The sequence below is a fragment of the Candidatus Lernaella stagnicola genome (assembly GCA_030765525.1).
In the GTDB taxonomy this organism is placed as follows: Bacteria; Lernaellota; Lernaellaia; order Lernaellales; family Lernaellaceae; genus Lernaella; species Lernaella stagnicola.
Genome location: JAVCCK010000042.1, coordinates 40,195 through 54,295 on the forward strand (window position 1 = coordinate 40,195; position 14,101 = coordinate 54,295).

13 protein-coding genes are annotated in these 14,101 nt (G+C 58.9%); all 13 read right to left on the bottom strand.

The features are described 5' to 3' along the window. Window positions 1-93: 93 nt before the first annotated feature. Entirely contained in the window at window positions 94-1,827 is a 1,734-nt protein-coding gene (locus tag P9L99_19780; protein ID MDP8225609.1) for a hypothetical protein, read from the bottom strand. Beyond that, complete coding sequence (locus tag P9L99_19785; protein MDP8225610.1) at window positions 1,827-2,273, bottom strand: N-acetylmuramoyl-L-alanine amidase; 447 nt, start codon at window positions 2,271-2,273, stop codon at window positions 1,827-1,829. The genes P9L99_19780 and P9L99_19785 overlap by 1 nt, the downstream gene beginning before the upstream one ends. Then, entirely contained in the window at window positions 2,266-2,490 is a 225-nt protein-coding gene (locus P9L99_19790) for a hypothetical protein (protein MDP8225611.1), read from the bottom strand. The genes P9L99_19785 and P9L99_19790 overlap by 8 nt, the downstream gene beginning before the upstream one ends. Window positions 2,491-2,503: 13 nt before the next feature. Next, the gene (locus P9L99_19795; GenBank protein ID MDP8225612.1) at window positions 2,504-2,695 is read right to left on the bottom strand and encodes a hypothetical protein; all 192 of its coding nucleotides are present in this window, start codon (window positions 2,693-2,695) and stop codon (window positions 2,504-2,506) included. 224 nt (window positions 2,696-2,919) lie between these two features. Continuing rightward, a complete protein-coding gene (locus tag P9L99_19800) occupies window positions 2,920-3,105 on the bottom strand; it encodes a hypothetical protein (protein MDP8225613.1) in 186 nt (61 codons plus the stop codon). 244 nt (window positions 3,106-3,349) lie between these two features. Further along, on the bottom strand, window positions 3,350-6,724 hold the full coding sequence (locus tag P9L99_19805; GenBank protein MDP8225614.1) for a hypothetical protein: 3,375 nt from the start codon (window positions 6,722-6,724) through the stop codon (window positions 3,350-3,352). A 410-nt stretch (window positions 6,725-7,134) separates the two neighbouring features. After that, on the bottom strand, window positions 7,135-7,545 hold the full coding sequence (locus tag P9L99_19810) for a hypothetical protein (protein ID MDP8225615.1): 411 nt from the start codon (window positions 7,543-7,545) through the stop codon (window positions 7,135-7,137). Between the two features lie 19 nt (window positions 7,546-7,564). Continuing rightward, window positions 7,565-8,350, bottom strand: coding sequence for a hypothetical protein (locus P9L99_19815; protein MDP8225616.1), 786 nt, complete (start codon window positions 8,348-8,350; stop codon window positions 7,565-7,567). Between the two features lie 11 nt (window positions 8,351-8,361). Beyond that, window positions 8,362-9,726, bottom strand: coding sequence for a hypothetical protein (locus tag P9L99_19820; protein MDP8225617.1), 1,365 nt, complete (start codon window positions 9,724-9,726; stop codon window positions 8,362-8,364). A 59-nt stretch (window positions 9,727-9,785) separates the two neighbouring features. After that, window positions 9,786-10,112, bottom strand: a complete 327-nt coding sequence (locus tag P9L99_19825; protein MDP8225618.1) for a hypothetical protein — start codon at window positions 10,110-10,112, stop codon at window positions 9,786-9,788. Window positions 10,113-10,279: 167 nt separating this feature from the next. Further along, the gene (locus P9L99_19830; protein MDP8225619.1) at window positions 10,280-10,987 is read right to left on the bottom strand and encodes a hypothetical protein; all 708 of its coding nucleotides are present in this window, start codon (window positions 10,985-10,987) and stop codon (window positions 10,280-10,282) included. After that, window positions 10,984-12,327 (bottom strand): hypothetical protein, encoded by a 1,344-nt coding sequence (locus P9L99_19835; protein ID MDP8225620.1) that lies wholly within the window; start codon window positions 12,325-12,327, stop codon window positions 10,984-10,986. Before P9L99_19835 ends, P9L99_19830 begins: the two co-directional genes overlap by 4 nt. After that, window positions 12,320-14,086 (bottom strand): glycosyltransferase, encoded by a 1,767-nt coding sequence (locus tag P9L99_19840; GenBank protein ID MDP8225621.1) that lies wholly within the window; start codon window positions 14,084-14,086, stop codon window positions 12,320-12,322. Before P9L99_19840 ends, P9L99_19835 begins: the two co-directional genes overlap by 8 nt. Window positions 14,087-14,101: the final 15 nt, after the last annotated feature.

Sequence of the window (14,101 nt, forward strand, 5' to 3'; positions counted from 1 at the left end):
GTGTGTTTCGGCGGTCAATGTAAATGAGCGCAATGATAACCATCGCCAACCCGCCGATTGTGAGGGAGGCGTGGATGATATCGGCTATGTCCATTAGTCGTGACTCCAGCTGGAGTATTTGGTGTCATACCAGAAGCCATTGGTTTGCTTCTGTGCGTCGGTAGCAGCGCCAAACGCAGGAGCGCCCGTGTCCATCCACTGTCCGCGATGGAGGTCAAGCTGTGAGTCAACCGCCGTGATCTGACTACTACACCCGGCCCAATTACGGGCCGAACGTAGCACGTAAAACACGCGGCTAGAGAAGCCGTCACCGCTCCAAGACACGCAACTCTTCAAGCCAACGTCTAGGCGCATGGGGATATCGCACGACAGCATCGTAGGGTACGAGGTGAACAGCGCCCGATACCATTGGTCTAAGATATCCGCCGCGTCCACGTCGCGCCATATCCAACGGGATTCAATTTCGAGAATCTTATCATCGTCATAATCGGTGCTGCCAGCCGTGGCCGTCTTGCGGAATGTGTCGGTTGCCGGGTGGTAGCCGTACTTCAAGCGGATGCCGTCATAGTGCCAATCTTCGGGGCGTGGCGTGATTTGCTGCGAGTGGTCTACCCTGTGGCCGTTTAGCGATAACAACGCGGCGCGTGAAGTTGTCCAATGGTACAGTTTGTGCCGGGCGATTGTGATGTCATTGTTCGTATCGACCGTGAGAATGAGACCGGCGTCCCGGCAGATGTCAGCGATTATTTTGCTGATAGCCTTCTCGCGTTTGTCAATATATCCCCTGAATTTGTACGGGATTTTCGACGCCGCAAGGGCGAACTGTACTGCATCCACGTTGGCACTCGACAAGCCGCAATAACTAAGAAGAAGGTCCTGGATAATCAGGGCGGGGTTTTCAAGTAGATCGCCGTCACCGTCCGTATTGCCGGAGCATAATTGAGACGTCAAGCGGTCGCCTTGTGTGAACGTTGACTCGTTATCCCTATACGAGTTGAACGCGGTGAATGAGCCCGCCGTTAGGCTGGCGTCCGTGATGCTGTAATTGACGTTTTCCACGTCGGCAACGGATGCTTCCTTAGAGTCGCCACCCGAACACGTCCAACGGCATAAGCCGGTAATTGACGCAATCCCGGAACCGACACCTTCATCATTCGGATAGCAGATGCGAGCTACAAGGTTTTGGTTGGGCCGGTGATCGATCACAAAGCCGGGGATCGCAAACTCACTCGCTTGATCGGTCCAATCTCCGTAGAGGATCGGGATGTAGTCACTCCAAATGGATTGATCCAATCGCCCAACGTAAATGCCTCCATCATCGTACTCGTACACATCCTCAAAGGTGAGGCGCGGCAATTCGAAATCGTAGTGCGATAGCAGCGTGTCGGCTCGGATGCCCACTTGGTCGCCCTGAATCGTGACGCCGCCGTTAGCAATGAAGCCGAGAAAAACGAGATCGTCATCATCCGGATTCGCGCCCGCTATTACCTCATATACGTACACATAAACCGTCGTGTCGCTATCCTTGCAATTGTGCAGCCAGTCGGTCATATCGCCCGTGTATCGGTCTTGATCTTCGCGGGCGTATGCGAACGTAAACTCTGGAAGGCGCAATTCAGGGAACGGTTTTGTCCCGACCCCTTCGTCAAGGCGAGCCTCACCCGTCGCTAGTCCGTGGTAGGTCCCGGCATAGCTACCGCCTGAGACGTGAGCCGTGCGGCCCACACAGAGGCGGTACGTGTCTTTGTAGGGTCCGAGCAAGGCCGTCATGCGTATCAATAGCTGATAGTTGACGGTGACGCCGGTATAGTCAACGGATGTGGTCATTAGGCCTCTACGAGTTTCGCGGCTACCATGGAGCGAATGTCACACATATCGACCTCGTTGCCGGGGCATGTTTTGTGCGGGTCCGGAGCGTCCGCCAACGTGGCAATTTCGCGGTGACCGATGACGTACACCGCCTCGATATCGTATTCGTAGCAGAGGCGGACAAGCAGCCGGTACAGGCTGGCGTATTGCGCCCCGTTGAAGTCGCGCTTGTCACCGTGGCCGGTCACACAAACGCCGATAGAGTTAGTGTTGAGGCCGCGTGCGTGCGCGCCCGGCCGCTCGATAGGACGGCCCGTTTCGATTTCGCCGTCGTCACAAATAACATAGTGGTAGCCGATATCAGACCAACCGCGTTGACGGTGCCAAGCCCGGATCGTCCTAGCGTTGACGCCGGGGATGTCGGCGGCGGCAGTGTGGACTACCAACCAGTCGATTTTACGCATCGTACATATCCTCATCGTAGTAGCTGGCAGACGGCGTGGGGGCGGGCTTCTTGATCGCGTTGCTCACCATGTAGCCGATAGCCACGGCGGCAATTGCCGCGATACGGATGCCGTTGGTGATCGGGTCGGGTGTCGGGATCGCCGCGAGAATGGCGATAGCCGCGCCCGCCGTGCCGAGCTTGCGAGAGAGAAACTTTTTCAGGAATTCGAGATTCATGGAATCCTCCAAGTTAGCGTTTCGATTTCTTCCCGCGCTCCGCTGGGAATAGCTCAACCTCGATTCTCACCGGCTTGATAACGCCGCCGAAAAAAGGATAAGCGGCGCGGGCCACGTCATAGATATCGGGGCAATCGAGAAGCGCGGCCGCCGTCGTGCCGTTCGCATCGGTGACGACGATCCGGTAGGGCTTCGGTTCGGGCATGGTGTCACCTTACATGCTGATATGTACGGGTAATTCGTGGAGCGGACATTCACCGGGGGCTGGGGCAGCTGTTAGGAGTTTCCGAATAGTTCGATGCTGGGATAAAAAGCGGGGCTCCTACTTGGCGACAACGCCGCCGTTCGGACGCCCCCATACCGACGCAACTACATTACCGCGAGCGACGCGGCCGATGGTCAATGGGACCATCCAACGTTGCGAGCGCCCTACGCCGCTTTCGACTTCGGCGGAATGACGGTGATGTCTCCGATGACCGCGCCGGTCGCGCTTCGCCTGTTGGCAACGCAGAGCGTGCCGTCATCCATTTCAAACATAATCCAGCGGCCGGTTTCAACCCAGCCCTTGCACCCGGTGTCGCCACGGTAGCGACCGATAGTTACACGGTGATCCATTGTCAATCTCCCTCGGTTGCGTCCCGCCTGGACTGGTTTATATGCGCGGCTGTCAGCACACGCCGAATGCTCCGCGCGGGGAAACGCCACGTCATATAGAAGCCGTTAGCGTTTTCGGAAAATGTGATATCCCGGCCTTCGTCCATGCACTGGTTTACTTGGCCAATCACCACCGCGCCGGTTGTGTGGTGAAACTCGGAGCCGTCCGTTTGTGTGATGTACAGGTCCCAAACGTCGTGCATGGTTACCTCGAATCATCCACGCATTCGGTGAACGTTAGCGCCGCGTCCCATTGGTCACAGCGGCCCGTGGTTGGCTGCCACATGAGTTCGGTGTTATCGAACCACATATAATAGGCGAGCTTCAGCTTGCCCGGATACGAGTCCGTCACCGTTGTCGCTGCTGTCGGGATGCGGTCTGGTATCACAAATAACAGGATCGGGTCGGTACCCTTCATGTTGAGGTACTGAGCCGTCACGAGGTTGCGTTCGCTGTTGCTGAATCCTTGCACGCTCATTTCCAGCCGCATCGGTGCCTTCTGGTTTGCGGCGTATCGCGCCCCCAGCGTTTGGTGCTTTTGGCCAACCAGCGCCGGGCCGAATCTCACGTTGTCCTGGAAGTTGAACGTGGGCTGTGTGATGTCGCTATGGCACGCGACGATGAACCGCCCGATTTCCAATTGAGTCGGGTACGCCCCGGACGGGTCATAATGCGCCCACGGATACGTGCCGCCCGCCGGATTCGTAAACGATACCTTGAGCCGCACGTACCGGATTGTGCTTATCGCCCCGGCGTCAATGTAGAGGAAAATCCACTTAGTGTCATAGGCGTCGCGCGTGTCATAATCGACCAACGCATCGATGTTGTAATCATTCCAAGCGACACCGTTTGTGCTTATACCAATGGTGACGTCACAATCATCGGTGTTGAGCAGGTCCAGGTTATGGCCGCCGATGGCGACGTATTCCGGGTCATACGTTCCCGCGCCAAGGTCGAATTTGACATATACGTACCCGCCCGCGTTTATCACGTTGGGTAGGTCAATCGCTGTTTTCACGCCAAGGCGCGGGTCCTGCATGTTGGCAAGCGGAAAGTCGGAATCGCTGGCACTGGTTTCAGCAACCCCGCTACTGCTCCAATATGCGGACTTCGTCACGTCGCTGTCATCGCTTCGGAACGGGCCCGCGATAATGAACTTCTCAACATCGGACGTGGTGAGCGTCGATAGGGCCGTGCCGATGTAGATCGTATCGCTCGACACGGTGGATGTGATCCCGCCTTCGGTGCGGAGTTGGGCCTCTACCGTCTTGGTATCTTCGGTATTCGTGAGTGCGACAGGGTAGTCGGTGGACGGTGAGAACAGCGCCCACTTTCCCCACGCTTGCCCGGCTTCCCGGACGCGGATCATGTATTTGTCGAGCCCAACGCTTGAGCCGTCGATTGTCACGTTGCCGGTATCAGCGCCGGTGTTCGCCGCAACCTGCACCGACACGCCGTTGCCCGCGTAGGATGCCGCGCCCGCCTCAATCGAAACGAGCGTGATGATCGGTTGGTCAATGTACGCCGTGGCGTAGTCGCCAGCGTCGTTTTTACCGTCGCTTTCGTTGCCCGCTTCATCCACGTGAATCACGGCGTATTCGTACACGCCGTCATCGGCGAGCGGCACACCGGTTAGCGAGTTGTCGAGAAGGCCGTTCTCGTTACCGCTGAATTCGACACGGTCCCCGGTTCCCCACGTGGTTGTTTTCCATTCAGACCACGCACCTGCGTCTACGCGGCGTTTCAGATAGGTGTGGTCATAATCGGTGTCAGTCGGCACATCCCAGCCAAGCAGGACTTGGTATTGCTCGACTTGCGGGAAGTAGATATCAGCCGCCACGGGCGCGGTTACGTCCACGTCAATCCAGCCGCCGCCGCCGTCCGTGCCGTACACAAACGAAGTGCACCACTCGATAACCTGCACGTCATTGTCAACCATTGGCTGTCCGCTTGTGGTTGACAATTCGGCGATAACGGCACACACGCCTTCCCCGGATGTCATATCGTAGTAATCAATGCCGCCCGCGTCGGATGCCGCTACGTATCCGCCCTGGTTCGATATACCATCCCACGCCGCATCGGCGGAGCACGCAAGGTACTCGTAGGAGCCGCTGGCTAATAGGTCAATCGTGCCGTCGCATTCGCTGCTACCCTCTGTCGTTTCGTCGGTATCGACCGCGTAGAGATCGCCGTCGTTGACAAAGAACAGGGTCGCGGTTTCGGCTACGCTCGTGTCATACGCGACCGCCGCGCCGGTAATGGCGACCGATGCCGACGTGTCATAAACTTCGGGGGCGCTGTCCCAGATTTGCTCAAGCGCGTAGACGGTTTGGGTCCAGTCCCCTTCAGTGCAATCGTCAAGCACGTCGCTTTGCACGCGAATGGCGAATTGCATTCGCGCCGCTGATAGCTCGGAGAATGTCGCCTTGGTTGTGAACGAGACCGGGGGGCTGCCGTCGTGTGTGCTGTAGCCGACCGAGATATCCCCGCCGCTGCGAGAGATACGGAACCACGCCTTGCTAATCGCGGACACCTCACTGCTGGAGCCGCCGCCGCCGGCCGATGAATTCCAGACCCACTCGTAATAGGTCACGCCCGCGCGCCGCTCGACACGAAAGCGCATGTAGGCATAGACCGCGTAGGCGGGCTCGTAGGCAATAACGTCAACCCACACGGTGCGGTCGTTTGCGTCGATAGTTGGCCACGACGGAATCTGTATCCAGGTCTGCCAGTCGAAATCGCCAGACCACCGGCCCGTGCGGGCAAGCGTGGTCTGTTTGTCCGTATCGTCTGCCGTCGTCTTGACGCTGATTTCGGCCCGTTGGTTTTGCTCGAGTGTGCCGCTTCCCGCGTCACCATCGGTCCAATCACGCCAGCCTTGGATGCTGTTATCCTCAAAATCATCGGCCCACGATCCGCCCGCCGTGATATCCATCAAAAAGCTGTCAGCGGCAACCGATTCGAGATCGTAGTACGTATTGATATGATCGCCGTCGATAACGTAGACCTTGCCGTCAACGCAGCCCTGAGCGAACGCGGTAGCGGCGTGATCGCCGCTGTCATAGGCCACGGCGTCGGTGATGTTCACCACCGTGAGGTAGGAGGTATCGAATCCGCCGTCGTCTTTGTGACACAGCACGGCAAGGTATTCGTCGGTATCGCTGGCAGTCCAGCCGTGGATATCGTAGACGTTATCCGCATTCAGCGCGGGGGCGGTGCCGCTGTCGAGGTACGCGGCCCATGCGCCCGGCGTTTCGTCGCCAGATGCCGCTTGAAAATCGAGACCGCTGATATCGAGCCGGTAGACGCCCGCCGCGTCGGTTCCCATGTAGAGGTAATCGCCCACCTTGACCACGGAATTGAAGCCGCCCGCGAGCGCGGCAAACGCTACCTGTACCGCGTCGGTGCTGTTGAGGATAACGACATCGGCGGCGGTCGCGTAGGCTATGACAACATCACTGTTATCCGTCCACTCGCACGCATCCTGAATGTCGTTACTACCCTCTAGGAGGGCGTCAACGAACGCGGGCACGGCGGTCGTCTTGTGACCGCGTGTGTAGGTGTAACCGTTGGTTGCCATGTATTCGCTTTTTCCTTTGGGAATTCTCTGCGTGACTTCGATACATTCTCGACGTGAAGCGTCAAACGACGCTTAACATAGACGCTGCAGCTCACGATCGAGCACGTCGAATGCCGCCATCAGGCGCGCGTCTTGGTCGTCGGTTCCTCCGGCTCTTGGCAGAAGATTTCGATCGAGAAGCCGCACGTAGTGCTTCAAAACATACCGGGTAAACGGGGTCACTTCCGCATAGGGACATCGACGCAACACAAAGCCGCTTCGCCCCTGGCCGACTGCAACTCGAAACCGAGGATTCGATTCTCCGTCGCAGTTCCTCTGTCGTCGATCGTCGGCCGAACAGTCATTGCAGTTCCAATTCGCTATCGGCCGCGAGCCGCGATCGTCACCGACCATAAGCCACGCGGCCAGCCTCAGTTTTTTTCTTCTTCCTCAGATATGCCGGACATGTTGATCAAGTGCAGCGCTACCTCAGCAAAAAGATGCTTCGTCGTTGCCGGAAGTTGATCGCGATGGGTCCGCAACCTCTCGCCGTTGTCCACCTCTATCCGTTTCCCGTCGCTGCCGACCAGGGAAAGGTTCTCGATTTGCGCGGCATGCGCAAACACGATGCGCGCGCAGTCTTCCTGGTTAATTTCCACTTGCCCGGCTTCGGTTACGGTGACCTCACGATAGGCTTCCGCCTCCCTTTCGGTCATGCGACGCAAATGAAAAGTCAACGCCGCGTAGTCCGGGTTTCCAGCTTTCTTCTCCGCTTCGCCCCCGAACTGCGGCACGAAAGGTACAAGTTCCTTTTCGTCGATTGCCTTCAGTCGAATACCCATTGCCTCTCCTCGATCAGGCTTAATCCCACCTGAAACCGCGTCGATAGCGTCGTTGAAAACGCGACCACATTTCTTCTTCCAACATGTTCGCCAATTGGCGGGCGTCATGACGCTTTCCGGCACCTTGGTAGTGGAGCGTCACGTTCATGATCGGGGCGGACGGCGGTTGGCCGGTGCGGTTCATTTCCTGAAGGCGGCCGTGCCCGATAGAATGTGCCGCCTCCCGCCGAACGACGAATTCGCCGCGCTGCAAAATTGCCGGATGTTCGTTGCGACTCAGCACGCCGCTATGGTGCCGCGGCCAATTCGAAACCAACCCGCCGCGGTGAAAAGAGCCAACCAATATTCCTAAGAGGCCCGATCCGCCCGATGTCCCTGCACTCAAACCACCAAAGATGGCCTTCATCGCCGCCAACTTGATTGACGCCGCGATGATCTGCTTCATCACCCGTTTCCAGGCGCGCTCCCAATCATAGGTTCCGTCCACCAGTTGTCCCGCAATGCCGTCACCGATTGTACCGATCGACGCTTCCAGGCCTCGATACACCACACGTGTCGCAACGGCTTCGGCTTTCCATCTTCGCTGCAATTCGAGAGCTTGCGCCAATTCCTCTCGGGTGTTCGCGCCGGTATTCGCGCCGCCGGCACTCGATCCCGACCGTGTCGCCGCGCCGTAGTATGGCCCCTGGTACCGACGCGATGCCGAGGGAGCCGGCCCCGCAGCGACTCGCACCGTTTGCGGGCTGGAAATCTCGCGACCGGATCCATCCTTGACTCTAATCTCGAGCCGAATATCAATGGCCATACGTCTTCCCCTTACAGATACGCATGCCGCAGTTCAGTTTCCGGCGAACCGGTCGGGGCATACGCCGCGCCGCGTAGCGTCAACGGAATTTCTTCGCCCTTGGCACCGGAAATGGCAGGCATATCGAACTCGACGGTCGGCAGATACCACGCATGAATCGAGCCCTGCGTCGTACCGGCTTGAACCCAAACCGCCGTGGCAGTCTTACGGTCGGCAATTTGCCACCGGTCTTCATCACTAGTGAGATAGCCGGTGAGTTCGACGGTCACTTCGCGCTGTGCCGCGCTTACGATACCGGTTGCCGTCGCATCGCCGAACGTGTCGGTACGCAGCGCCTTGCCCTCGACATGAGTGACCTTCGCAGCCGTGATGTCGTACTTGGTGCCACCGAAGTAGATTCTTCCCAAAATGCCGGCGACGGCGGATCCGCCCGTGGTCGCACCGGGGTAGAACGGATACATCGAATCATCGGCGTCGTAAGTCCCGGCCCCTGCGCCGTTTGCGTTGCGCGATACGGTCACGATGTCGTTGTTGCTGTCGGTCGCCGTACAGATGACCGTCTCATCCGAGACGGCGTCGGTACCCATGATGAATGTGCAACGCCCTGCCGTGTGGATCTCGCTCAGGCAATCGTCAACATCCCAATCGGTTTCGTCGGCGGCGACATCCTCATTGACGCCCATCGCCATAAAGCGGGCCAAATCTTTTGCCGCGAACGAAGCGGCCACGACCGCCAGCCCGCCCGGATCGATATCGTATTCCCACTTGCCGACGACCACGCCGGCGGCGCATTCCACGAGATCGGCGTGGTAGTTGGCCGAATCGATGCCGTAGTACTTGTACACCGTCGCGCTTGCCGTGTTCGCCGCGCTCAGGCTGTACTGAATGCCGCTGCGGATCGTGGCGGCGGCGGCAGGCGTGTTCGGCAGGGCCGGTGCCCACGTCAGCGCGTTCGTCGCGATATTGCTGATGCACACCGCGATGGCGACGGATACGCCGTTTTCGTCCGCACACGGCACGCTAACCAGGTCGCCAATGCTCAACCCGGTCGAATCGTTTACGGTGCAACCGGTGGTAGAGGGCGCGGGTGCCGCCTGAACGGTGTACGTCCCGGCGTTGGTTGCCTTGCCGTACGCGGTTAGGTAAAGCGGGTCGATATCCACTACCGTGCCGACCGTGCCGGACGGCGCATCGTCGATAGTGAACGCACCTTCCACGGACCGTTTGCCGGTGATCGAAGCCTCTTTGCTACGACTGCCGGGCCGCACGTCGTTTCGACCGAGCCGCTCTTCATTTGGGGTGATTGTCAGGTCGGTAAACCTGAATGCGTCGGTCGCGGCGAGTTCTGCCGCCGTCCCGAAGGCACTCTCTGCCACGGAAAATCCGATTTGAGTATAATCGGTTTGTATTGCCATATTAGGCTACTCCTTGCTCGTCAAGGTTGGTCGAAAGGCCGATGCAGCACGGCGGTCATCCATAAATCAAAAGCGTGAGCCGTTGATCGTTTTTGCGGTGAGTGCTTTACTCGGCCGAGCTTGTCGAATTGCCACAAGATGAAATCCGCTGCGCAAGCGGTACTAAGGTTGTCGGCACTGGTCCCGTTTTTCCACTCGCGCATCAACGCTGTTTCTACATCCGCGGCCAATGAAAGAACGCCATCGTTTGCATCGACACTTCGACTCGCGTTGGCGAACAGAGAGAATCGAACACTGACGCTCATTCGGATGCGACCCGTGACCGCCGCCGTGCGTTTGGCTTCCACGACCTGGTAACCGACCGCCGGGAAGCCTCGACTCGCAATGTCCTCCTGGCGGAGCGGTCCTTCGTGAATTGTCGCGATCGCGTTGCGAAACGGCGCTGAACCGTCGACTAAGCCGAGGCAACGGTCAATCTCGGTACCCAGTGCTTCTAAGGCGCTGACGAGACTCATCACTCACGCTCCGCGCGAATCTGTTTCTTCAAATAGGGCCGCACCAACCACAGCGCCTCCGGATGCCAGACGGCTTGACCGCCCACGTTTCTCAGCGTCTGCGCCGAGCCCGGTTCGCCGCTCGTCGTGGTTCGCCCTTGCAGCACTTGCTTCGCAAGTTCGTGCGCATCGCGACACATCAACATCTCAACAGCTTGAATGGCGACGGCGCGTCGAATCGCCAGCGGCACGGCTGAAACGACGATCACCGAGCGACTCGCCAACGAGTCCGTGAAACCCTCGCCAAGGGAAAACGTGCTGCTTGCCTGCTCGTACGCTGTAATCCTGGCCGCATCCCCGTAATCTTCGTAATCGTCGCGGGCCAAGTGCACCGCACCTTCCACCAAGCGATACTCCGCTTCATTCAGGGAATCGTTGGTGAAGCTCGTCGTCTCACCGTCCTCGTTGACGGAAAAGGACCACGTGCGGCAAACCTCGTCGGTCGGCAACGAAAACGGCTGGTATTCAAACAGCGGCTCGCCACGCCACGCCAAGCTGTTCATTTCCGCGGCGACCGTTTGAATCGCCGCGACTCGTTCGGCTAGGCTGCCCGCCTCCCACTCTGTTTTGCGTGCGCCAACCAGCAAATTCGCGACTTGATCCAACGCGTCCGTAACTTCCAGAAATGCGCTTTGTTGCCTATGTCCCAGGACAGCATTCAGACTCATCTCGCTCCCTTTCCGCTGCTTGCCTTTGTGTGGTCGGGAAACATCGTTGCGGCAATTCTTTCCTGAATCGCCTTGACCAATGACTCGTCCGCTCCAGCGTCCACCAAGGCTTTCAATCGATCGATGTCGCCGTCCAGATCCACGATGCCGTAATCCACCGGCGGGCGGACGACGATCTCATCGGTCGGCCAACCGGCCCACAAACCGGCAATCCGTAAAGCGTTGGTCGCCGCTGAAGCCACGTTGCGGCCAACATCAGCCAGCGCCTGATTGGTATCGAGAAAGTCGAACGCCTTGCTGATGCCGCTCTGTTGGCGCCCCTCCCGCACACTGCCGCGCGTCAAATTCGCCAAGCGGTAAATCTCATCAATGGACCGGTCGATCTCGCTCATCAACAACTCGGCCTGCGTGGCGTCCGGGCTGATGTACTGCGACGCCGATCGGCCTTCGGGATAAAGAAAGATGCTTGCCGTACCCAACCGCGATATGTCGCCTTGCTCGCCGTATTCCTCCGCGCTTCCCTCCGCTACTAATTGGGAGAACGTTTGACGGAAGAAGATCTCCGAAAGCAACGATGCGACGTTCAAAATGTGCGCTTGCACGGGCTCGAGGTCCTGCCCCAAGCCCTGCCCGATCACCGGATCGCCGACGTCGCGATACTGCAACGACACCAGCGGCACCTCGCCCGTCCGGTTCTCGTAACGAGCCAGCACTTCGCCGTTGCCGTCTACAACGGTGCATTCGTCCGGCGTCCATGCGCGATAGACACCCGTTTCCGGTCTGCCGCCGCGTCCCGGACTCCCGGTGCCCGGCCACCTTGATTCACGAACCAATGCGAACGTGAAGCGGCCATCTGCATCGGCCTGCCAATTCAAAAGGTCCATCGGCGCCACGTAATACAGATACGGCCGAACGCCCAAAGCGTCTCGCGCGGCTTTGTTTCGCGGTACCGTGCCGTCCGGCATCGGCGGCTCGTCGATCCCGATCACGCAAAAGCCGACCGCCGCCGTGAGCGGCATGAGCCCCTTCATGAAATCGAGCAGTGATGTGCCGCGTCGGTCCGCATCACGAAGCAGCGCCCGACCCATTGGGGGCACGCGTAACTCCCACGCCGGCCGAAAGAGATAATTCGCGTACGTATCGCAAATCGGCCGCACATAATTGAGCAACGTGGCGCGGCTCAAACGACGCGAGAAGTCGCGCGCATTTTCTAAACGGTGGGATTCCAGCGCCCGCTGGACGTAGGCCCGCCCGCCGAAGTAAGCGTTGCGCCACAATTCCCAAAGTGAAACGTGTTCGCGGTATTCGGCGTGAACGGTCTGCACAGTGTTTCTATCCATGTCGCTCTCTTCTGATTTTGTTGACGGCGGATGCGTGTTCGCCTCGTGCCGTCAGTTGGCCGTCGTGAACGCGATAACGCACCAACGGTTCCGGTAGGTTGTGGATCACCGCGCCTCGCTTCAGCAGCTTGAGCCACAGCGCAAAATCCTGCGCGACGGGCTCATCCGGATAACCTCCGACGTCGAGCACGCACGAACGGCGAAACACAACCGTGGGGTGATTTAGAAACCAATTGGATCGCGCGGCTTGGTTTGCCGTCACAATCGCCGGATGGTGTGTCTGCCCCGACCTGTCGAACCACTCGATCTGCCCGCCCAACACATCCACATCGGAGTGACGCGCCAAATGACGAGCCTGTTTCGCGAATCGCTGGGGCATCGATAGATCGTCGGCGTCCATACGCGCCACGAAATCCGATGCGCAATGCCGCAATCCTTCGTTCAGGGCTTCGGCAATACCTCGATTCTTAGCGAATCGAAGCAACGTTACGTGTGGCCGTCGCACCAAACCGTCCAAGGTCTGGATCGTTTCCGGATCCGTGCTTCCGTCATCCACCAGGACGATCATCCGCGGCCGATGCGATTGCTCGTACACAGAAAAGAAAGCCGCGCGCAACCAGTTTGCCGGCGTATCGCGAACGGGCATCAAGACGTCGAAGTCCGGCCAACTCAATGCCCGCCGGTATTCCGCGTCGTGGTGACGAACGTGTTCGCCGATGTCGTGCCGCGTCTCAGCCTCTACAATTTCTCGCGCCGCCGTGACCCGCGATCCGTGTTCGCACCCGGTGTCGTTTAAGTACTTGATGAACCCTTGGTCCTCATCAACGAGGGGAGCGGCGCCATTGGTATTGAAGGGCACGCCGCCCACGCGACGCGCTACGACCGGCACGCCGCACGCAAGCGCCTCGACGATCACATAGCTGCCGCTTTCACGAATTGACGGCACCATGAGCACGTCCATCGCCTGATAGTGTTCGGGCATATCGGACGGCGGCACGTCACCGGCGAATTCAATCCAATCGACATCGCTGACTCGCTTTTCGAGTACGCTCTGGTAGCTGTTCGCCAAGCCCATGCCGACAAAACGAACCGTCCACCGCCTATCCGGATTGCCCCACGCCAAAAGCGCGTCGATAAACGCCGGCGGTATCTTTTCCGGCGAGACGCGTCCCGCGATCCCGGCAATCAAACGACGGGGACGAAAAACCGACAGATCGACGCCAAGCGGAATCGCCGTGATTTCCGCCGCCTGCCAGTTCGGTCCCAGGTTGTCCGGTGGATAGTTCGACAAAATCGCGCGTGGCCGGCACCACGTGGGCTTCGCATCGGCGAAAACCAGTTCGTTATGGACGACCCACACGACCGGACAATCCGTAAATCGTCCATAGATCACCGACGGCCCGTGGTGCACCAACAAGTCCGGCGCCGTCTCGTCGAGAAACGACCGGCATGCGTCATCCGATAGGCCCGGATGGACCGTCGCGTTCGGAAACTCGTAGGCCCCCCTTATTCCCGGGCTGACAACATGAACGTCCCACTCAAGACCCGTGTGTTGACACCACTGACTGACCATCCGCTGTATGCCGCCCGTCGTGAGGTCCCACGGGATTACGTGCGTAACGATCGGTCTGCCTGGTTCGCCGCCTTTCAGCGGCTCATCGTCGACTCGTCGCCAGCCGCGGTGTTCGGCTCGCGCAAACTGTCGTTGGCGCAGGCGTCGACGCGTCCCGTCCGGCCCAACGGCAAGTATCCTATTCATCTTTTCGGAAGGTGG